The sequence below is a fragment of the Micromonospora sp. HM134 genome (genome assembly GCF_007833915.1).
GTDB lineage: Bacteria > Actinomycetota > Actinomycetes > Mycobacteriales > Micromonosporaceae > Micromonospora > Micromonospora wenchangensis.
Map to the genome: position 1 here is coordinate 1,668,978 of NZ_CP041061.1, position 20,279 is coordinate 1,689,256.

Below are 20,279 nucleotides of genomic sequence, written 5' to 3' on the forward strand. Positions count from 1 at the left end.
TGCCGGTCCGACGACCGCCGCCGACCAGGAGAAGGGTGCCCAGATGACGCAGCGTGGCCGTGCCACCAGGCCGACGGCGCCGGCGGGACGCTCCCGTCGCACCGACGGCCCCCGGGGCGGCGACCGTGCCGGCGCATCCCGGGGTGACCTGGCCGCCCGTCGCGACCGGTTGCGCGCGGTGATCGAGCCGGTGGTCACCGGGGCGGGCTACGACCTGGAGGACGTCTCGGTCTCCCGGGCCGGCCGCCGGCACGTGGTCCGGGTGATCGTGGACGCCGACGGCGGGATCAACCTGGACGCGGTCGCGGTCGTCTCCCGGGCGGTCTCGGCGGCGCTCGACGCGGCCGAGGAGTCCGGCGGGGACATCGTGGCGGGGGAGTACCAGCTGGAGGTCAGCTCCCCGGGGGTGGACCGCCCGCTGACCCTGCCCCGGCACTGGCGGCGCAACGCCGGCCGACTGGTCAAGGTGACCGTACGGGCCGGGGAGCCCGCCGTGGACCGGCAGGTCACCGGGCGGGTGGCAGCGGCCGACGACGAGCGCGTGGTGCTGGAGACCGAGTCCGGTCCGGTGGAGCACCGCTACGCCGAACTGGGCCCCGGCCGGGTGCAGGTCGAGTTCCACCGCCTCGACGAGATCGACGAGGCGGACGAGATCGACGAGGTCGGCGACGACACCGACGAAGATGACGACGATGATGATGTGGAGGACGAGGAGAGGTGAACATCGACCTCGCGGCGCTGCGCGCACTGGAGCGCGAGCGGGAGATCCCGTTCGACACGATCCTCGCGGCGATCGAGACCGCGTTGCTGACCGCCTACCGGCACACCGACGGCGCCGAGTCGCACGCCCGGGTGGAGATCGACCGGAAGAACGGGGCCGCCCTGGTCTACGCCCAGGAGCTGGACGACGACGGCAGCGTGGTGCGGGAGTGGGACGACACCCCGCACGACTTCGGCCGGATCGCGGCGATGACCGCCAAGCAGGTGATCCTCCAGCGGCTGCGGGAGGCCACCGACGAGGTGCACTTCGGCGAGTACGTCGGCCGCGACGGCGACCTGGTCACCGGCGTGGTGCAGGCGCACGAGGCGCGCAGCGAGAAGGGCATCGTCAGCGTCGACCTGGGCAAGCTGGAGGGCGTGCTGCCGCAGTCCGAGCAGGTGCCCGGTGAGCGGTACACCCACGGCGAACGGATCCGCTGCGTGGTGGTGCACGTGACCAAGGGGATGCGCGGGCCGCAGATCACCCTGTCCCGGTCGCACCCGGCGCTGGTGAAGAAGCTCTTCGCGCTGGAGGTGCCGGAGATCGCCGACGGCACCGTGGAGATCGGGGCGATCGCCCGTGAGGCGGGTCACCGCACCAAGATCGCCGTCCGGTCCACCGTGCAGGGCGTGAACGCCAAGGGCGCCTGCATCGGGCCGATGGGCCAGCGGGTCCGCGCGGTGATGAGCGAGCTGCACGGCGAGAAGATCGACATCATCGACTGGTCGGACGACCCGGCGACCTTCGTCGGCAACGCGCTCTCGCCGGCCAAGGCGCTGCGGGTCGAGGTGGTCGACCTGGCCACCCGTACGGCCCGGGTGACCGTCCCGGACTTCCAGCTCTCCCTGGCGATCGGCCGGGAGGGGCAGAATGCCCGACTTGCTGCCCGGTTGACCGGTTGGCGGATCGACATCCGGTCGGACGCGGAGCAGGCGGGCGCCGGCGGTCGGGGTGGTGCCGAGTCCGTCCCGGAGCCGGGCGGAGCGATCTCGGGCGGCTAGGGGTAGACTTCTTCCAGTGGTACGACGCGCGCATCCGGAGCGCACCTGTGTGGGTTGCCGGAAACGTGCGCCGGCCAGCGAACTGCTGCGGATCGTCGCGGTCGGTGACGAGGATGGTCACAGTCTCCGGCCTGATCCGAGCCGCAGTCTGCCGGGTCGGGGAGCGAACATGCACCCGGATCCGGCCTGCTTCGCGCTGGCGGTGCGGCGTCGCGCCTTCGGGCGGGCGCTGCGACTCACCGGGGTCCCCGATCACGGTGCCGTCGCGGAGCACGTCGATGCGCCAACCACTACGTCCGGTCAACCCGATCGGGCGAGGGTCGCTAGCAAGGTAGGACGACCGACATGAGCACACGATGAAGTCCCTGAAATGACCAGGCTTCAAGTGCACGAGTGAGGTCGCTGCGGGTGCTGCCCGCACGACCTCGGAGTGAGGAGTGCAGTGGCAGGTAAGGCCCGCGTACACGAGCTTGCTAAGGAGCTCGGGGTCGAAAGCAAGACAGTGCTCGCCAAGCTGAAGGAAATGGGCGAGTTCGTGAAGTCCGCGTCCAGCACCGTCGAGGCGCCCGTCGCCCGACGGCTGCGTGGCGCATTCGTCGCGTCCGCCGGTGGTTCGTCGGCACCGTCCGCTCCGGCGGCGGCCCCGAGCCCGGCACCGACCCCGACGCCGCCCCCGACCCCGGGTGCCCCCCGGGTCTCGGCCCGACCGATGCCGCCCCGGCGGCCGGCCGCGCCGACCCCTGGACCGAAGCCCAAGGGCCCGGTCCCCGGCCCGCCGCAGCCGGTGACCCCGGTCGCCAAGCCGGCGAGCGCACACGACATCGAGGTGGCCGCCGCCGAGGCGCGCGCCGCCGCGTTGAAGGCCGAGCAGGAGGCGGCGGTCAAGGCCGCCCAGGCCGCCCGGCAGCAGCAGCGGGACAACGTCCGGCGGGAGCCGCCCACCGAGGGTGGCCCGCGTCCGGGTCCGCGTCCCGGCCCGAACGCGGTACCGCCGCGTCCGGGCACCCCGGCCGCCGGCCGGCCCGGTGGTCCCCCGGCGGGCCCCGGTGCCCGTCCCGGTGGTCGTCCCCCGGCGCGCGGCGCCGGTAACAACCCGTTCGGCATCCAGGGCGGCCAGCAGCAGCGGCCCCCGGCGGCCGGTGGCGGCGGTCCCCGGCCGAGCCCGGCCGGTATGCCCCCGCGGCCGAGCCCGGCCTCGATGCCGCCCCGGCCCAGCCCGGCCTCGATGCCGAGCCAGCGGCCCACCACGGGTCGCCCCGGCGGCCCCGGTGGCGGTCGTGGTGGCCCCGGCGGCGGCGCCGGTCGTCCCGGTGGCGGTGGCGGTGGCTTCCGTCCCGGTGGCGGCGGTGGCGGTGGCTTCCGTGGCGGTCCCGGTGGCGGCGGTGGCGCCGGCGGCGGCGGTGGCTACCGTGGTGGCCCCGGTGGCGGCGGTGGCGCTCCCGGCGGTGGTTTCCGTCCGGGTGCCCCGGCCGGTGGCGGTGGTCGTCCCGGTGGTGGCGGTCGTGGCCGTGGCGGCGGCGCCGCGGGTGCCTTCGGGCGTCCGGGTGGCCGGCCGACCCGTGGTCGCAAGTCCAAGAAGCAGCGCAGACAGGAGTTCGACAACCTGTCGGCCCCGACCATGAGCTCGGGCGCGCCCCGGGGTCAGGGTCAGGTCGTCCGGCTCTCCCGTGGCGCCTCGCTGTCGGACTTCGCCGACAAGATCAACGCCAACCCGGGTTCGCTGGTCCAGGAGATGTTCAACCTGGGCGAGATGGTCACCGCGACCCAGTCCTGCTCCGACGAGACCCTGCTGCTGCTCGGTGAGCACCTCGGTTTCGACGTGCAGATCGTCAGCCCGGAGGACGAGGACCGCGAGCTGCTCGCGCAGTTCAACATCGACCTCGACGCCGAGGTCGCGGAGGACCGCCTGGTCAGCCGTGCGCCGGTGGTGACCGTCATGGGTCACGTCGACCACGGTAAGACCAAGCTGCTCGACGCGATCCGCAAGGCGAACGTGGTGGCCGGCGAGGCGGGTGGCATCACCCAGCACATCGGCGCGTACCAGGTCCACGTCCCGCACGAGGGCGAGGACCGCGCGGTGACCTTCATCGACACCCCGGGTCACGAGGCGTTCACCGCCATGCGTGCCCGTGGTGCCCAGGTCACCGACATCGTGGTGCTGGTGGTGGCGGCCGACGACGGCGTCATGCCGCAGACGATCGAGGCGCTCAACCACGCCAAGGCGGCCGAGGTGCCGATCGTGGTCGCGGTCAACAAGGTCGACAAGCCGGAGGCGAACCCCGACAAGGTCCGCCAGCAGCTGACCGAGTACGGCCTGGTCGCCGAGGAGTACGGCGGCGACACCATGTTCGTCAACGTGGCGGCCAAGCCGGGCATCGGCATCGACGAGCTGCTGGAGGCGGTCCTGCTGACCGCCGACGCGTCGCTGGAGCTGACCGCTCCGATCGACGGGCCGGCGCAGGGTGTGGCCATCGAGGCGCACCTGGACAAGGGCCGCGGCGCGGTGGCGACGGTGCTGGTGCAGAAGGGCACCCTGCGGGCGGGCGACTCGATCGTCGCCGGTGGGGCCCACGGCCGGGTCCGCGCCATGCTCGACGAGAACGGCAACCAGGTCGCCGAGGCCGGTCCGGCCCGTCCGGTCCTGGTGCTCGGTCTGACCGCGGTGCCGGGTGCGGGTGACACCTTCCTGGCCGCCGAGGACGACCGCACGGTGCGGCAGATCGCCGAGCAGCGGCAGGCACGACGGCGGGCGGCGTCCTTCGCCAACTCCCGTGGCCGGGCCACCCTCGAAACGCTCATGGAGCAGCTCAAGGAGGGCGAGAAGACCTCGCTCAACCTGGTGCTCAAGGGCGACGTCTCCGGTTCCGTGGAGGCCCTCGAGGACGCGCTGTTCAACCTCGACATCCCCGAGGAGGTGCAGCTCAGGATCATCCACCGGGGCGTGGGTGCGATCACCGAGAGCGACGTCATGCTCGCGAGCGCCTCGTCCGAGGCGGTCACGATCATCGGCTTCAACGTGCGGGCCGCCAACAAGGTCCGCGAGATCGCCGACCGCGAGGGCGTGGAGATCCGGTACTACACCGTCATCTACCAGGCCATCGAGGAGATCGACGCCGCGCTCAAGGGGCTGCTCAAGCCGGAGTACGAGGAGGTCGAGCTGGGCACCGCGGAGATCCGCGACGTCTTCCGCTCGTCCAAGATCGGCAACATCTCCGGTTGCATCGTCCGGTCCGGCATCATCCGCCGCAACGCCAAGGCGCGGCTGCTGCGGGACGGGGCGGTCGTGGCGGACAACCTCACGATCAGCTCGCTCAAGCGGTTCAAGGACGACGCGACGGAGGTCCGCGAAGGCTTCGAGTGTGGTCTGACTCTGGGCGGTTTCAACAACGTCCAGGTCGGCGACACCATCGAGACCTTCGAGATGCGGGAGAAGCCGCGCGCCTGATCCGGCGCTGACACGGTGCTCAAGGGGTTTACGCCACCCGGCGTAAACCCCTTGAGCATGTCCGGGCCGGTTCCGTAACGTCCGTGGCGATGTATACCGGAACCGCACTCTTCGACCTGCTCCTGCCGGGCGACTCCCGCTCGCTCAAGGCGAAGCGCTCCTACGTCCGGCCCATCGTGGCGGCGCTGCGCCGGTTCGAGGTGTCGGCCGCCGAGGTGGGCGCGCTCGACCTGCACGGTCGGGCCGAGATCGGGGTGGCCGTGGTGGCCGCCGAGGCGACCCACGTCCGCGACGTGCTCGACTCCTGCGAACGCCTGGTCGCCGCCCGCCCCGAGATCGACCTGCTCTCCGTCCGTCGCCACCTCCACACCCCCGAAGACTGACCCCTCTCACCGCTTCCCCCGCCCTGTCGCCCCGCCCCGTCTGCCCTCGGTGATCAAGAGGTTTGCGTCAGCTTCGATCTTCGGGTTGACGCGAACCTCTTGATCAGTTGACGCAAACTTCTTGATCACCGGGGTGGGGTGGGGCATAGGCGGGGGCGGGAAGTGGGGTGGGTGAGGGAGGTGGGAGTGAGGGGTGGGTGGGCGGGGTGGGGGCGGGCGGGTGGGGGTGGCGCGCGGGTAGTGTTCGAGGTGTTGGGTGGTTGGTCCCGGTGACGCCCGCGTCGCCGCTCCGGCCGCGGAAGGAACGCCCTGGAGGTGGGGGACATGACTGATCCGGCCAAGGTTCGCCGGCACGCCGAGCGGATTCGCGAACTGGTCGCCTCGGTGGTGCGGAGCCAGATCAAGGACCCCCGGCTCGGGATGATCACCATCACCGACGCCCGGATCACCGCCGACCTGCGCGACGCCACCGTCTTCTACACCGTCCTCGGTGACGCGGCGGCCCAGGCCAGCACCGCCGCCGCACTGGAGAGCGCCAAGGGCATGCTGCGCAGCACCGTCGGCAAGGCCCTCGGGCTGCGTCACTCGCCCTCGCTGACCTTCGTCCTGGACGACGTGCAGGACCAGGTCAAGCAGATCGACGACCTGCTCGCCCAGGCCCGGCACGCCGACGCCGAGGTGCAGCGGCTGGCCGCCCAGGCCAAGTACGCGGGCGACGCCCAGCCGTACCGGGTCGACGACGAGGACGACGAGACCGACGACGACGTCACCACCGACCCGTCCGCGACGGACCGGCGGTGACGGCCGCCCCGGGCACGGCCGACGAACTCCGTACCGGGTCGCCGTCCACCGGTCCCGGCGAGGACGACTGGGCTGCCGCCGTCGCGGCGGTACGTGGCCTGCCGGCCGACGCCCGGGTGCTGCTGATCTGTCACGTCAACCCGGACGGTGACGCGCTGGGCAGCATGCTCGGCTTCGGGCTGGGGCTGCGCCGGCTCGGCGTACACCGGTTGCAGGCCACCTTTCCGGGGCCCCCCGAGGTGCCGGAGCCGTTCCGCTGGCTGCCGGGGCTCGACCTGCTGGTGCCGGCGAGCGAGGCGTACCCGGACCCGGATCTGGTGGTCTGCTTCGACGCCGCGAGCGAGTCGCGGCTCGGTGACCTGGTCGACCGGCTCGACACCGCCGGCACCTCGGTCGTCCTCGACCATCACGCCTCGAACACCGGCTTCGGCGCGGTACGCCTGGTCGACCCGGCGGCGGCGGCGACCTCGGTCGTCGCCGAGCAGTTGCTCTCCCGGCTCGACGTGCCGCTGGACGCCGAGATCGCGACGGGCCTCTACGTCGCGTTGACCACCGACACCGGTTCGTTCCGGTTCGCGGCCACCACCCCCGAGGTGCACCGGCTCGCCGCCCGGCTGCTCGCCACCGGCCTGCACCCCGGCGACATCTCCCGCCAGGTCTTCGACACCCGGCCGTTCGGCGCGGTCCGGCTCTTCGGTGAGGTGCTCGGCCGGGCCCGGCTCGAACCGGAGGCCGCCGCCGGTCACGGCCTGGTCTGGACCAACGCCACCCTCGACGACCTGGCCCGGCACGACCAGCAGCCGTACGTGCTGGAGTCGCTGATCGACTCGGTCCGCTGCACCGCCGAGGCGGACGTCGCGTGCGTGCTCAAGCAGGTCGGGCCGGTCGAGTGGGCGGTGTCGATGCGCAGCAAGGGCGCGGTCGACGTCAGCGCGGTGGCGGTGGCGCTGGGTGGCGGAGGTCACCGCTTCGCCGCCGGTTTCACCGGATCGGGCGACGCCGACCAGGTCATCGCCCTGATCAGGGCGGAGCTGGCGGGTGCGTTGACCGGTGGCCCCGCTCACGCCGACGGGTGTCGGTCTTCCCGCACACGGTGACCCCGGGGAGAATCGGACGATGGAGCAGCCGCACGAGATCGCCGTGGACGTCTCCCGCGCCTGGGACAGGCCGGTGGTCACCGTGCCGGTGCTGGCCTGCCTCTCCCTGGTCGGTGGGCAGTTCCCGTCGTTCTCGGCACAGGCCAACATCTGGACGCTGGGCACCGGCGGCGCGCTGATCTGGCTCGGCCTCGGCAACCGGGTGCAGCGTCGGCCGGCACCGCGCCGGCTGGGCCGGGGCACCGTCTGGTGGCTGCTTCCGGCGGCGCTGTTCGGGGTGCTCGAAGGGGCCACCTTCGTCATGGCGGTCGGCGACGAGTTCCCCACCTTCTCCCGCCTGGCCGATCCGCTGCTGGAGGACGAGTTGGTCCGCTCGGCGGCCTGGTTCGCCTGGCTGGCCGCCTTCTGGGGGCTGGTACGGCGATGATGCGCACCCTCGCCATCAGTGGCTTCCTCGCATCGCTGGTGCTCTTCGCGGCCGTCGAGTGGGCCGCCCGCCGGGAAGGTTCCCGGATTCCGTCACTGGGCGACGTCTGCGCCTACGTCATGCGGTACGAGGTCGGTCCGGTGCCGGTCGGCCGGATCGGCGTGTTCGGGTTCTGGTGGTGGCTGGGCTGGCACTTCCTGGCCCGCTGACCGACTCCACCGTCGGGTCCCCGGCCGCTCCGGGCCGGCCGCGAGCGGCGACGCGGACCTGCCCGGCGGTCCCGCTCCGGTAAGCCCCCTGCCCCGCCCTCGCTGTCCGGTCTGACCTGCCTGGGCCGGCCTTCGGCTGGGTGGCCCGGGTCTGGTCCGGCCCGGTGTTCGTGGCTGTTCCGGGCCGATCTCTCCCACCCCGTGCGCGTGTGCGGTCTGCCCAGCTCGGTCCGTGCCGGGTTCGGCCCGCCCGGTTTCGCATCCCGTGTCTGGTCCGGCCGCTTGAAGCAACGTCCTGTGCCGGGTTCGGTCGGTTCAGCGGTGCCGTCCCGTGGTCGGCGTGGCCTGCTCGATCGGACGTGTCACGGGAAATCGGCCGGGGTCCAGGTGCTGTGCGGTGCGGGTGTTCGTGCCGGGCAGGCCGGTTCGGGGTGTTCTCGGGGTGCTTGCCGGGCCCGTCCAGATGACGGGAAGAGTGGGCAGCATGTGGAAAGTAAACGTTAACTTGGGAGGGGCCGACGTCGCGCCGCGACGCAGGTCGCGGGCGGTGGTGCCACACCCGGTGCCGCCTCCCTCCAGGGTCTGACCGACCCGGGCTCACGCTGCCAGGCGAGCCGCTCCGGTGATCCCGGGCTGCCTTCCCGGCGCTCAGCAGGACCGCCCGTCTGGGCCACCTGTTCGGTGGTCCACACCCTGGAAGGACACCGCCATGGCGACCAAGCCCAAGACCGAGACCACCGACGAGGCCCGCGAGCAGATGCGCCGCGCGTTGCAGACCTCGATGGACACCCGTCAGTGACCCTGCCGCACCGGCGGTGACCCCGCCGCCCGGCTGAGTTCCGCTCAGCCCGGCCCCGGTGCCGTGCTCGGTTACGCCCAGCCCCGCTCGTTGCCGCCGGCCCCACGCGGCTCGGCCCCGGGCCGGGGCCCCGGCGCCGGCCCGGGTCAGCCCTGGCCCAGGTGTAGCCCCGGCCCGGCCGTAGCGCCTGCTCCGGGTCGTCTCCACCCGGGTGCGGGATCGGCCCGGTCCCGCACCGGCTGCGCTCAGTTCCACCCCGGCCCGTCTACTCTGGCCCGGCCCCGGCTCCGGCCGCGTTCAGCGCGGCCAGGCCGAGCCGGGCCGAGCCGCGCTCAACCGGCCCGACCAGACGGTGTCCGGGAACATCGCTTCGAGCCGCGCTCAACCGGCCCTGCCAGGCGGTGTCCGGGGGCCGCTCGCTTCGAGCCGGGTTCAACCGGCTCCGCCGCGCCGTGTCAGAGGCCGCCCGGCTCCAGGCGTGTTCGACCGGCCTGCTCACGGTGGTGTCCCGAGGTCCTCGGCCAATTCGTGTTCAACCTGCGGCGGTCGACACGACACCCACCAGCCGGCCCGGTCAGGCGGTGCCCCGGGATGGGCCGGCCGTGCCCAGAAGGCGCCCCGCCGAGCCGTGCCCAAGAGCCGCCCCGCCAAGCCGTGCGGGGAGCAGGCCGTGTGCCCAGTCCGGCGCAGCGAACCCGGTCGTAGGTAAGGCAAGGCAGGCCAGTCGGGCCCGCCACAGCCAGACCCGCCCGATCAGCCTGGCTCGGCCCGCGTCTGCCTGGCCGGCGCGGCCTGCCTCGACCGCGCCGGGCGGAACCCGCCCGTCCGGGCCGGGCGGAACCCGCCCGTCCGGGCCGGGCTCTGCAAACCCCGCCCCGCTGAACCGGCCCGGCTCGGCCGAAACACTCCGCCGCCCGCACGCCCCACCCCGTCTGAGCGTGCGTCGCCGGGCCGGTTCCGTCGACCATCGTTCGGTAAGTGATGCCAAGGCTTGCGTTCCTTACGGCAGGCATGCCAGGATCGGCGGCGATGAGCCAGCCCACCGCCACCGCCACCGCGCTCGCCTCGCCGCGCCGGATCGCCGCGCTCGCCCTTCCCGCCCTGGTGGTGCTCGCGGCCGAACCGCTCTACGTGCTGGTCGACACCGCCGTCGTGGGGCACCTGGGCCGGGTTCCGCTGGCCGCGCTCGCCGTCGGCGGCACGGTGCTGACGCTCACCGCCTGGCTCGGCACCGTGCTGGCGTACGGCATCACGGGGCGGGCGGCCCGCCGGTTCGGTGCCGGTGACCGGGCTGCGGCGCTGGCCGAGGGCGTCCAGGCGTCCTGGCTGGCGTTCGGGGTGGGCGTGCTGGTGGCCGTCGGCATGCAGTTCGGCGGTGACGCGCTGGCGCGTACCCTCGCCGGCGGCGGTGGCGAGGTGGCCGACACCGCCGGGCGGTGGCTGCGGATCGCGGCCCTCGGCGCGCCCGGCCTGCTGCTGGCCGCCGCCGGCAACGGCTGGCTGCGCGGCATCCAGGACACCCGCCGCCCGCTGCTGTTCGTGCTCGGGCCGAACCTGCTCTCCGCGCTGCTCTGTCCCCTGCTGGTCTACCCCGCCGGGCTCGGGGTGACCGGTTCGGCGGTGGCCAACGCGATCGCCCAGACCGTTTCGGGTGCCCTCTTCGTGGGGGCGCTGCTGCGGGAACGGGTGGGCCTGCGGCCCCGGCCGGCGCTGATCCGCCAGCAGTTGGTGCTCAGCCGGGACCTGCTCATCCGGGGGCTCGCCTTCCAGGCCAGCTTCCTGTCCGCCACCGCCGTCGCCGCCCGGTTCGGTGCCGCCGCCGTGGGGGCCCACCAGATCGCGCTGCAACTGTGGTTCTTCACCGCGCTGCTGCTCGACGCGTTGGCGATCGCCGCGCAGGCGTTGATCGGCGCGACACTGGGCGCGGGCGACGCCGCCGGGGCGCGCGCTCTGGCCCGCCGGTTCGCCCTGCTCGGCGGGGTGTGCGGGGTGGCCTTCGCGGTGCTGATCGCCGCCGGGGCCGGCGTCGTGCCGTCCCTGTTCAGCTCCGACCCCGAGGTACGCGAGCAGGCGATGGTGGCGTGGCCCTGGTTCGTGGCGATGCAACCGTTCGCCGGGGTGGTGTTCGCCCTCGACGGTGTGCTCATCGGTGCCGGCGACATCCGCTACCTGCGCAACCTGACCGTGGTCGCGGCGGTCGGCGGCTTCCTGCCGGCGATCTGGCTCTCCTACGCGTTCGACCTCGGTCTGGGCGGCATCTGGGCCGGCCTCACCCTGCTCGTGGTGATCCGGCTCGTCGGCGTCCTGCTGCGGCTGCGTTCCGGCAGGTGGGCGGTGGTCGGCGCGGTGCGCTGACCGGCGCGCGGCGATCCGAGGGCGGTCTCCCGGCCGGGAGCACCGTGATCGTCGGTCAGCACTCCTCGCCGTCGCCGGCCCGCCAGCTCTCGTCGTAGACGTCGCCCGTCGGGGCCGGCGCGGTCCGACGGCGCAGCGGTTCGGCCTCGGCCAGCGCCAGGAATCCCCGCTGCATCGCCGGGCAGCTGGCGTTCTGCAGGGTGACCCGGGCCGAGTCGAGCCAGAGGCCGCGCCCGGCCGGGCTGACGTCGTCCGGGTACGGCACCAGCCACACCACCTCGTCGCGCAGGGTGACCAGCTCCGCGCCCGGCCGGTACGCCTGGGGACGCCACAGGTCGAACGGGTAGGCCCAGACGAACCGCGTGGTGACCTCCAACGCCCGTACCCCGTTGGCAGCGGTGGTGGACCGGTAGGTCATGGTGCCCCGGCCACGCACCTTCTCGTCGCGGTCCAGCCCCGGGTCGGCGCGGTCGGCGATCCGGCTGGCGAAGCCGAGGCCGGCGCCGGAGGCCAGGTCCCGGCGGGCGGAGTCGCGGTTCTGCGGGGCGAGCACGGCGAGGAACCCGTCGGGATCGCCGTCCAGCATCCGGGGTTCCACCCGTCCCTCGACCAGTGCCCGACGGACCCTCGCCAGCCCGTCGGTGACCTGCCTGGCGGTGAACGGCCCGGTCCGGTGGGCGGCGGGCGGCACGATGGCCGCCGCGCCCTCGGCGTACGCCTCGGCCGGGGTGGCGACGAACGGGCCGAGACTGTTGCCGCTGTCGTCGGTCGGCCGGGGAGCGGGCGGCGACGTGCCACCCCGACGGGGGAGCAGCGGCGCGCCGTCGTGCGCCCGCTGGACGAAACGGAACCCACCCAGGGCGAGCCCGCCGACCAGCACCAGCACCAGCAGGGCGCCCACCGTGCCGAGCAGCGTGCCGCCGTACCGACCCCAGCGCAGCCGGAGCCGTTCCGAGCGGGTCAACTCGTGCTCCACCTCGGTTTCCCGCATCCAGGACGGAATCCGGACCGGCTCGTCCGCCGTGGCGACCGCCGCTCGGTCGGGGGATGACCGGGCGGCGTGGGGTGGATCAGCCGGTGTCGGGCCGTGGGTCACGAGGTGTTCCCTGGGTCGGAGGGGGAGGGGCGCATGATCCTCGCACCCGGTCCGTCGCGGCGCTGTCCCGTCCGGGGTCACGGACGCGGACCGGGCCCGGGGCGGGGGCGACGACGGGTTCAGAGGGTGCCGGCGCGCATCCGGGCGAACAGGTAGAGCGCGCCGCCGACCAGCAGGCTGGCCAGCGTCGCCACCAGCACGAACGAGACGATCCCGGCGACCACCGGGTGACGTTCGCTGAATCGGCTGCGGTCGCGCCACCGCCAGAGCGACAGGCGTGCCCGGCGGAGCGTCGGCACGGCCTCGACCAGCTCGGACAGCCGCCGGCCGAGGGTACGACGGGGCGGCTCCGGGTGACGCATCCACTCGGGGAGTTCGACCCGGGCACGGTGCTCGGGCGGGGGCGGCGTGGTCATGCTGCTCCTGACGGGTGACGGGGGTTCTCGTGGTGTGACGGCATTGTGCCGTGCGGTGGCGGGCGGGGTGGACCCGTCTGGCAGGCTTGGCGGTCGTGAACGGTGACGGTCTGATCGTGGTCGACAAGCCTGGCGGCATGACGTCGCACGACGTGGTGGCGCGCATCCGCCGGTTGGCCCGTACCCGCCGGGTCGGGCACGGCGGCACCCTCGACCCGATGGCGACCGGGGTGCTGGTGATCGGGGTCGGCCGGGCCACCCGGCTGCTGACGTACGTGATCGGGGCGGGTAAGAGCTACACCGCGACGGTCCGGCTCGGCCAGTCCACGGTCACCGACGACGCCGAGGGTGACGTGATCGCCGCCACGCCGGCCGGTGCGCTGACCGACGCCGCGATCCGGGCCGCGTTCGTGCCGTTGACCGGCGAGATCGACCAGGTGCCCAGCGCGGTGAGCGCCATCAAGATCAACGGGGAGCGGGCGTACAAGCGGGTCCGGGACGGCGAGCAGGTCGAGCTGCCCGCCCGGCGGGTCACCGTCTCCCGGCTCGACGTGTCGGCGATCCGCCGGGACACCCCGGACGTGGTCGACGTGGACATCGACGTCGACTGCTCGTCGGGGACGTACATCCGGGCGCTGGCCCGGGACGCGGGCCTGGCGCTCGGCGTCGGCGGGCACCTCACCGCGCTGCGGCGTACCGCTGTGGGCAGTTTCACCCTGGCCGAGTCGGCCACCCTCGCAACGCTGGAGCAGCGCGCGCCGGAGGTGGTCACCCTGCCCCTCGACACCGCCGCCGACAGGTACTTCTCCCGTCGGCAGGCCAGCGCCGACGAGGCGAAGGTGCTCTCCCACGGCGGCCCGCTGGACCCGGTGGGCATCGCCGGACCGTACGCCGTCTTCGGACCGGACGGTGGCCTGATCGCTATCGTCAGCGAGCGGGACGGCCGGGCCCGCGCGGAGATCGTGCTCGCCCCGGCCTGACCGGGCCGCCGGCCGGACGGTACGGCGGGGACGACGGGCGCGGGGACGACGGCCGGGACGACCGGCGGCGTGGGTACGGGTGTGAGCCGGTCAGCGGCGGAGCAGGGAAGGAGCGGCATGCAGCGGTGGCGGGGGTACGAGGCGGCACCCGGTGACTGGGGGCGGTCGGTCGTCACCATCGGCGTCTTCGACGGCGTGCACCGGGGGCACCAGGCGACCATCGGGCACGCCGTGGCGCGCGCCCGTGAGCTGGGCGTACGGTCGGTGGTGGTGACCTTCGACCCGCACCCGGCCGAGGTGGTCCGCCCCGGCGCGCACCCGGCCGTGCTCACCGAGCCCACCCGCAAGGCGGAGCTGATCGAGGCGCTCGGGGTCGACGTGCTGTGTGTGGTGCCGTTCACCGCCGAGCTGTCCCGGCTGCCGGCCGAGGCGTTCGTGCACGACATCCTGGTCGAACACCTGCACGCGGCGCTGGTCGTGGTGGGGGACAACTTCCGGTTCGGGCACCGGGCCGCCGGGAACGTGGCGCTGCTCGAACAGCTCGGCGGGACCTTCGGTTTCGGGGTGGAGAACGCCCCGCTGGTCGCCGCCGACGGCACGGTCTTCTCCTCGACGTACATCCGGGCCCGGATCGAGGCCGGGGACGTGGCGGCGGCGACCGCCGTGCTCGGCCGGCCGCACCGGCTCGAAGGGGTGGTGGTGCTGGGCGACCAGCGTGGCCGGGAGCTGGGCTTCCCGACCGCCAACCTGCGCTGCCCGCCGCACGCGGCGGTGCCCGCCGACGGGGTGTACGCCGGCTGGCTGGTGCGCGGGGGCATCGAGCGGCTGCCGGCGGCCATCTCGATCGGCACCAACCCGACGTTCGCCGGCCGGGAGCGCCGGGTCGAGGCGCACGTGCTGGACTTCGCAGGCGACCTGTACGGCGAGCACGTCGCCCTCGACTTCGCCGCCCACCTGCGTGGCCAGATCCGGTACGACGCGATCGAGCCGCTGTTGGTGCAGATGGCCGAGGACGTCGCGCGGACCCGGCTGGCGGTCGCCTGACCGGCCCGGCGGGGTGGGTCGACGGGCCGCCGTCACCCGCCGCGTGGGCCTTGACCGGGCGGTTCCGCGACGGGCTGGTAGTGTGGCGGTGACGTCGGATGACCGACGCGGGGCCTCGCGTGCCTGCACGACGCCGCGGGTGCGAGGTTCGTCCGTCTCCGGTCCACGCGGACCCGAACGACGGACATCAGTTGTCAACCCACCGAAACAGGGAGAACATGGCGCTCGACCAGGAAGCCAAGGCCAAGATCCGCTCGGAGTACGCGACCGCCGAGGGCGACACCGGTTCGCCGGAGGTGCAGGTCGCGGTCCTCACCAAGCGGATCGCGGAGCTGACCGAGCACCTGAAGGTGCACAAGCACGACCACCACAGCCGCCGTGGGCTGCTGTTGCTGGTCGGTCGGCGCCGTCGGCTGCTCAACTACGTCCAGAAGAAGGACATCAACCGCTACCGGTCGCTGATCGAGCGACTCGGCCTGCGCCGATGACGTGACGGGGGAGCGGCCACCGGGCCGCTCCCCCGTTCGGGCACCACCACGAAGAAGAGGGCCGCGCGACCACCCGAGAGGGAGCCGGTCAGCGTACCGGTCTCCGGTAGTGGCCCCCGGGCATCCCGGCAACATGCCGGCCACCCGGGCGCTTCGATCGAAGACCGGCCGTCTGAGCAGCTCCGGTGTCGTGGGCCCACGACGCGAAGGAGTACCGCCGCACATGACCGAGACCAACCTCGGCACCGAATCCCGCACCGCCGTGATCGACAACGGGTCCTTCGGCACCCGTGAGATCACCTTCTCCACCGGCCGGCTGGCCCGCCAGGCCGCCGGCTCCGTCATCGCCCAGCTCGGCGAGACGGTCGTCCTCTCCGCCACCACCGCCGGTAAGCACCCGAAGGAGCAGTTCGACTTCTTCCCGCTGACCGTCGACGTCGAGGAGCGGATGTACGCCGCGGGCCGCATCCCCGGCTCGTTCTTCCGTCGCGAGGGCCGGCCCAGCGAGGACGCGATCCTCACCTGCCGGCTGATCGACCGGCCGCTGCGCCCGTCGTTCGTCAAGGGCCTGCGCAACGAGGTCCAGGTCGTCGAGACCGTCCTCGCGCTCGACCCGCAGCACCCGTACGACGTGGTCGCCATCAACGCGGCCTCGATGTCGACGAAGCTGTCCGGCCTGCCGTTCTCCGGCCCGATCGGGGCGACCCGGGTGGCCCACGTCGAGGGCCAGTGGGTGGCGTTCCCGACGCTGGAGGAGCTGTCCCGGGCCACCTTCGACATGGTGGTGGCCGGTCGCGCCCTCGAGGACGGCGACGTCGCGATCATGATGGTCGAGGCCGAGGCGACCCCGCACGCGGTGACCCTGATCGCCGGTGGCGCGACCGCCCCGACCGAGGAGATCGTCGCCAGCGGCCTGGAGGCCGCCAAGCCGGCGATCCGCGAGCTGTGCCGCGCTCAGAGCGAGCTGGCCGAGGTGGCCGCGAAGCCGGTCACCGAGTTCCCGGTGTTCCTGGACTACCAGGACGACGTCTACCAGGCGGTGGCCGAGCTGGTCCGCGCCGAGGTGGCCGAGGCGCTCCAGATCGCCGGCAAGGCCGACCGTGAGGAGGCCCTGGACCGGGTCAAGGCCAGGGTCGCCGAGGAGCTGACCGGTCGTTTCGAGGGCCGGGAGAAGGAACTCTCCGCCGCCTTCCGCTCGCTGACCAAGTCCGAGGTCCGCAACCGGGTGCTGCGTGAGCAGGTCCGCATCGACGGCCGGGGCCCACGCGACATCCGGCCGCTCACCGCCGAGGTCGGCGTGCTGCCCCGGGTGCACGGTTCCGCGCTGTTCGAGCGGGGCGAGACCCAGATCCTCGGCGTCACCACGCTGAACATGCTGCGCATGGAGCAGATGGTGGACACCCTCTCCCCGGAGAACCGCAAGCGCTACATGCACAACTACAACTTCCCGCCGTACTCGACCGGGGAGACCGGTCGGGTCGGCTCGCCGAAGCGGCGGGAGATCGGCCACGGCGCGTTGGCCGAGCGGGCGCTGCTGCCGGTGCTGCCGTCGCGTGAGGAGTTCCCGTACGCCATCCGGCAGGTCTCCGAGGCGCTCGGCTCCAACGGCTCGACCTCGATGGGGTCGGTCTGCGCCTCGACGCTGGCGCTGCTGTCGGCCGGTGTGCCGCTCAAGGCGCCGGTGGCCGGCATCGCGATGGGCCTGATCTCCGACGAGGTGGACGGCAAGACCCAGTACGTGACGCTGACCGACATCCTCGGTGCCGAGGACGCGTTCGGTGACATGGACTTCAAGGTCGCCGGCACGCCGGAGTACGTCACCGCGCTCCAGCTCGACACCAAGCTCAACGGCATCCCGTCGGACGTGCTCGCCGCCGCGCTCCAGCAGGCGAACGAGGCCCGGCAGACCATCCTCGGCGTGATGCAGGCGGCGATCGAGGCCCCGGCCGAGATGTCGGACTACGCGCCCCGGGTCACCACCGTCAAGATCCCGGTGGACAAGATCGGCATGGTGATCGGCCCGAAGGGGCAGACCATCAACGCCATCCAGGACGAGACCGGCGCCGAGATCTCCATCGAGGACGACGGCACGATCTACGTCGGCGCGACCAACGGCCCGTCGGCGCAGGCCGCCGTGGACCGGATCAACGGGATCGCCAACCCGACCCTGCCGAAGGCCGGCGAGCGGTTCCTCGGCACGGTGGTCAAGACCGCCGCGTTCGGCGCGTTCATCTCGCTGCTGCCCGGCCGCGACGGCCTGCTGCACATCTCCAAGGTGGGCGACGGCAAGCGGGTCGAGCGGGTCGAGGACTTCCTCAACGTCGGCGACAAGGTCGAGGTGGAGATCGCGGACATCGACGCCCGCGGCAAGATCTACCTGGACAAGGTCCGGCCGGAGGGCGCCGAGGCGCCGGCCGCCGGTGAGTCCGCCGGTGGCGACCGGCCGGCCGGCCGGGGCGGTGACCGGGGTCCGCGTGACCGCGGTGACCGGGGCGGCGACCGGGGTGGTCGGGCGCCGGAGCGCGGCGAGCGTGGCCCGGGTGGCGGCGAGGGTGGCGACGGCGGCGAGCGTCCGCGTCGGCGTACCCGGCACAGCTGAGCAGTGACCGGCCGGGTGACGACGACGTCGTCACCCGGCCGGTGTGTTCCCCCACCCCTCGTCGCACGGGAAGCAGGTCTGCGTGAGCCGCGCCCAGCGTTCGTCGTTTCCCCCGGGCCGGCGGCCGGCGGCGTCGCCCGTCCGGCACGCCGTCGCCGGGCAGCCCGGCCGCGCCGGGACTCCGTCCCGGGCGGTCACCCGCACGATCAGTGACGACCCGCTGGGCGGCACCGTCCGGCGGACCGTGCTGCCCAGCGGGCTGCGGGTGCTCACCGAGGCGATCCCGACGATGCGCAGCGTCTCGTTCGGCATCTGGGTCACGGTCGGCTCGCGGGACGAGACGGGCCCGCAGGCCGGTGCCGCGCACTTCCTGGAACACCTGCTGTTCAAGGGCACCCACAAGCGCACCGCGCTGGAGATCTCGGCCGAGATCGAGGCGGTGGGCGGCGAGACCAACGCCTTCACCACCAAGGAGTACACCTGCTACTACGCGCGGGTGCTCGACGAGGACCTGCCGCTGGCCATCGACGTGATGTGCGACGCGGTCGCCGACTCGCTGCTGGAACCGGCCGACGTGGAGACCGAACGCGGGGTCATCCTCGAAGAGATCGCCATGCACGACGACGAGCCCGGCGACGAGGTGCACGACCTCTTCGCCCGCGCCGTCTACGGTGACCACCCCCTCGGCCGGTTGATCTCCGGCACCGAGGAGACGGTCACCCCGATGACCCGTAGGCAGATCCAGAGCTTCTACCGCCGCCGGTACACCGCGCCGCAGATCGTCGTCGCCGCCGCCGGCAACCTCGACCACGCCGCCGTGGTCCGGCTGGTCCGCCAGGCGCTGCGCGGCACCCCGCTGGACACCGACCCGGCCGCGCCGGGCACGCCCCGGCCGAACACCCCGGCGGTACGCACGAAGCCGGCCACCGTCCTGGTCGAGCCGAAGGAGACCGAGCAGGCGCACGTCATCCTCGGCTGCCCCGGCATCGACCGGGTCGACGAGCGGCGGTTCGCCCTCGGGGTGCTCAACAACGTCCTCGGCGGCGGGATGTCCAGCCGGCTGTTCCAGGAGATCCGCGAGCGGCGCGGCCTGGCCTACTCGGTCTACTCCTACGCCAGCCAGTACGCCGACAGCGGCCTGTTCGCCGTCTACGCCGGCTGCGCGCCGGGCAAGGTGGACGAGGTACTCCGGTTGACCCGCGCCGAACTGGCCCGGGTGGCCGCCGACGGGCTCACCGAGGCGGAGGTGGCCCGGGGCAAGGGGATGAGCAAGGGCTCGTTCGTGCTGGGCCTGGAGGACACCGGCTCCCGGATGAGCCGGCTGGCCAAGGGCGAGCTGCTCTACGGCGACCTGATGCCGGTGGACGAGCTGCTGGCCCGGGTCGACGCGGTGACCGTGGCCGACGTGAACACCCTCGCCGCCGAACTGCTGGGCCGGCCGATGTCGCTGGCGGTGGTCGGCCCGTTCGGGGAGCACGACTTCGCCGGCTGAGCCGCCGCACACCCGGTGGACCGGCCGGTGGGACGGTGGTGGTCCGGCGGTGGCCCGCGTCCCGATTGGGATAGGTTGTGCCGCGTGACTGACGAGCAGGAGAAGGGTCCGGGCGGGGCGGTCCGGGTCGGCGTGCTGGGTGCCCGGGGCCGGATGGGCGCCGAGGTGTGCCGGGCGGTCGACGGGGCCGACGATCTGGCCCTGGTGGCCGCCGTCGACCAGGGTGACGAGCTGTCCGCCGCCGCCTCAGCCGAGGTGGTCGTCGACTTCACCACCCCGGACGTGGTCATGGACAATCTGCGCTGGTGCATCGACCAGGGCGTCCACGCGGTGGTCGGCACCACCGGCTTCACCGGGCAGCGGCTGGAGCAGGTGCGTGGCTGGCTCGCCGACCGGCCCGACGTCGGCGTGGTGATCGCCCCCAACTTCGGCATCGGCGCGGTGCTGATGATGCAGTTCGCCGCCCGCGCGGCCCGGCACTTCGAGTCCGTGGAGATCATCGAGCAGCACCATCCGCGCAAGCTCGACGCGCCGAGCGGCACCGCCACCCACACCGCCCGGCTGATCGCGCAGGCCCGCGCCGAGGCCGGCCTCGACCCGGCCCCCGACGCCACCAAGGACGAGGTGCCCGGCGCGCGGGGCGCCGACATCGACGGGGTACGCGTGCACGCGGTCCGCGCCACCGGCCTGCTCGCCCACCAGGAGGTGCTGTTCGGCACCCTCGGCGAGACGCTGACCATCCGGCACGACTCGTACGACCGGGTGTCGTTCATGCCCGGGGTGCTGCTGGCCGTGCGGGCGGTCCGGCAGCGGCCGGGCCTGACCGTCGGCCTGGACCCCCTGCTCGACTAGATCCGCCGCGTCGGTCCGGCCGCCGTGCCCGGTGC

Annotated in this window: 18 protein-coding genes; 16 read left to right on the top strand and 2 right to left on the bottom strand. The window is 73.4% G+C overall.

The window, feature by feature from the left end:
* Positions 1-43: 43 nt before the first annotated feature.
* The 10 genes from rimP (at position 44) to FJK98_RS07795 (ending at position 11,277) form a co-directional block, all read left to right on the top strand.
* A complete protein-coding gene (gene rimP, locus FJK98_RS07750; protein WP_145918415.1) occupies positions 44-721 on the top strand; it encodes a ribosome maturation factor RimP in 678 nt (225 codons plus the stop codon).
* Positions 718-1,761 carry a transcription termination factor NusA gene (nusA, locus tag FJK98_RS07755; protein WP_145918416.1) on the top strand — a complete coding sequence of 348 codons (1,044 nt, stop codon included), beginning with the start codon at positions 718-720 and terminating at the stop codon, positions 1,759-1,761. The genes rimP and nusA overlap by 4 nt, the downstream gene beginning before the upstream one ends.
* 16 nt (positions 1,762-1,777) lie before the next feature.
* A complete protein-coding gene (locus FJK98_RS07760) occupies positions 1,778-2,110 on the top strand; it encodes a YlxR family protein (RefSeq protein WP_088647723.1) in 333 nt (110 codons plus the stop codon).
* Between the two features lie 93 nt (positions 2,111-2,203).
* On the top strand, positions 2,204-5,206 hold the full coding sequence (infB, locus tag FJK98_RS07765) for a translation initiation factor IF-2 (RefSeq protein ID WP_145918417.1): 3,003 nt from the start codon (positions 2,204-2,206) through the stop codon (positions 5,204-5,206).
* Positions 5,207-5,295: 89 nt separating this feature from the next.
* A complete protein-coding gene (locus tag FJK98_RS07770; RefSeq protein WP_088647721.1) occupies positions 5,296-5,589 on the top strand; it encodes a DUF503 domain-containing protein in 294 nt (97 codons plus the stop codon).
* A 324-nt stretch (positions 5,590-5,913) separates the two neighbouring features.
* Positions 5,914-6,390 carry a 30S ribosome-binding factor RbfA gene (gene rbfA / locus FJK98_RS07775; protein WP_145918418.1) on the top strand — a complete coding sequence of 159 codons (477 nt, stop codon included), beginning with the start codon at positions 5,914-5,916 and terminating at the stop codon, positions 6,388-6,390.
* Complete coding sequence (locus FJK98_RS07780) at positions 6,387-7,487, top strand: bifunctional oligoribonuclease/PAP phosphatase NrnA (protein ID WP_145918419.1); 1,101 nt, start codon at positions 6,387-6,389, stop codon at positions 7,485-7,487. Before rbfA ends, FJK98_RS07780 begins: the two co-directional genes overlap by 4 nt.
* A 19-nt stretch (positions 7,488-7,506) precedes the next feature.
* Entirely contained in the window at positions 7,507-7,914 is a 408-nt protein-coding gene (locus tag FJK98_RS07785) for a hypothetical protein (protein WP_145918420.1), read from the top strand.
* Complete coding sequence (locus FJK98_RS07790; protein ID WP_194822111.1) at positions 7,914-8,123, top strand: DUF6186 family protein; 210 nt, start codon at positions 7,914-7,916, stop codon at positions 8,121-8,123. Before FJK98_RS07785 ends, FJK98_RS07790 begins: the two co-directional genes overlap by 1 nt.
* 1,828 nt (positions 8,124-9,951) lie before the next feature.
* Complete coding sequence (locus tag FJK98_RS07795) at positions 9,952-11,277, top strand: MATE family efflux transporter (protein ID WP_145918421.1); 1,326 nt, start codon at positions 9,952-9,954, stop codon at positions 11,275-11,277.
* 55 nt (positions 11,278-11,332) lie between these two features.
* On the opposite strand, the gene FJK98_RS07800 is transcribed toward FJK98_RS07795, so the two are convergent.
* Positions 11,333-12,268 (bottom strand): hypothetical protein, encoded by a 936-nt coding sequence (locus FJK98_RS07800; RefSeq protein WP_145918422.1) that lies wholly within the window; start codon positions 12,266-12,268, stop codon positions 11,333-11,335.
* A 224-nt stretch (positions 12,269-12,492) separates the two neighbouring features.
* Positions 12,493-12,789 carry a hypothetical protein gene (locus FJK98_RS07805; protein WP_088645572.1) on the bottom strand — a complete coding sequence of 99 codons (297 nt, stop codon included), beginning with the start codon at positions 12,787-12,789 and terminating at the stop codon, positions 12,493-12,495.
* 95 nt (positions 12,790-12,884) lie between these two features.
* Between FJK98_RS07805 and truB the strand changes: the two genes are divergently transcribed.
* The 6 genes from truB (at position 12,885) to dapB (ending at position 20,244) form a co-directional block, all read left to right on the top strand.
* Positions 12,885-13,769 (top strand): tRNA pseudouridine(55) synthase TruB, encoded by an 885-nt coding sequence (gene truB / locus FJK98_RS07810; RefSeq protein WP_145918423.1) that lies wholly within the window; start codon positions 12,885-12,887, stop codon positions 13,767-13,769.
* A gap of 117 nt (positions 13,770-13,886) precedes the next feature.
* A complete protein-coding gene (locus FJK98_RS07815) occupies positions 13,887-14,813 on the top strand; it encodes a bifunctional riboflavin kinase/FAD synthetase (protein WP_145918424.1) in 927 nt (308 codons plus the stop codon).
* Between the two features lie 218 nt (positions 14,814-15,031).
* Positions 15,032-15,301 (top strand): 30S ribosomal protein S15, encoded by a 270-nt coding sequence (rpsO, locus tag FJK98_RS07820; RefSeq protein WP_067302624.1) that lies wholly within the window; start codon positions 15,032-15,034, stop codon positions 15,299-15,301.
* Between the two features lie 223 nt (positions 15,302-15,524).
* A complete protein-coding gene (locus FJK98_RS07825; RefSeq protein WP_145918425.1) occupies positions 15,525-17,900 on the top strand; it encodes a polyribonucleotide nucleotidyltransferase in 2,376 nt (791 codons plus the stop codon).
* Between the two features lie 205 nt (positions 17,901-18,105).
* Positions 18,106-19,392 carry a pitrilysin family protein gene (locus tag FJK98_RS07830; protein WP_145922630.1) on the top strand — a complete coding sequence of 429 codons (1,287 nt, stop codon included), beginning with the start codon at positions 18,106-18,108 and terminating at the stop codon, positions 19,390-19,392.
* An 84-nt stretch (positions 19,393-19,476) separates the two neighbouring features.
* Positions 19,477-20,244, top strand: coding sequence for a 4-hydroxy-tetrahydrodipicolinate reductase (dapB, locus tag FJK98_RS07835; protein ID WP_145918426.1), 768 nt, complete (start codon positions 19,477-19,479; stop codon positions 20,242-20,244).
* The last annotated feature ends 35 nt before the right edge of the window (positions 20,245-20,279 follow it).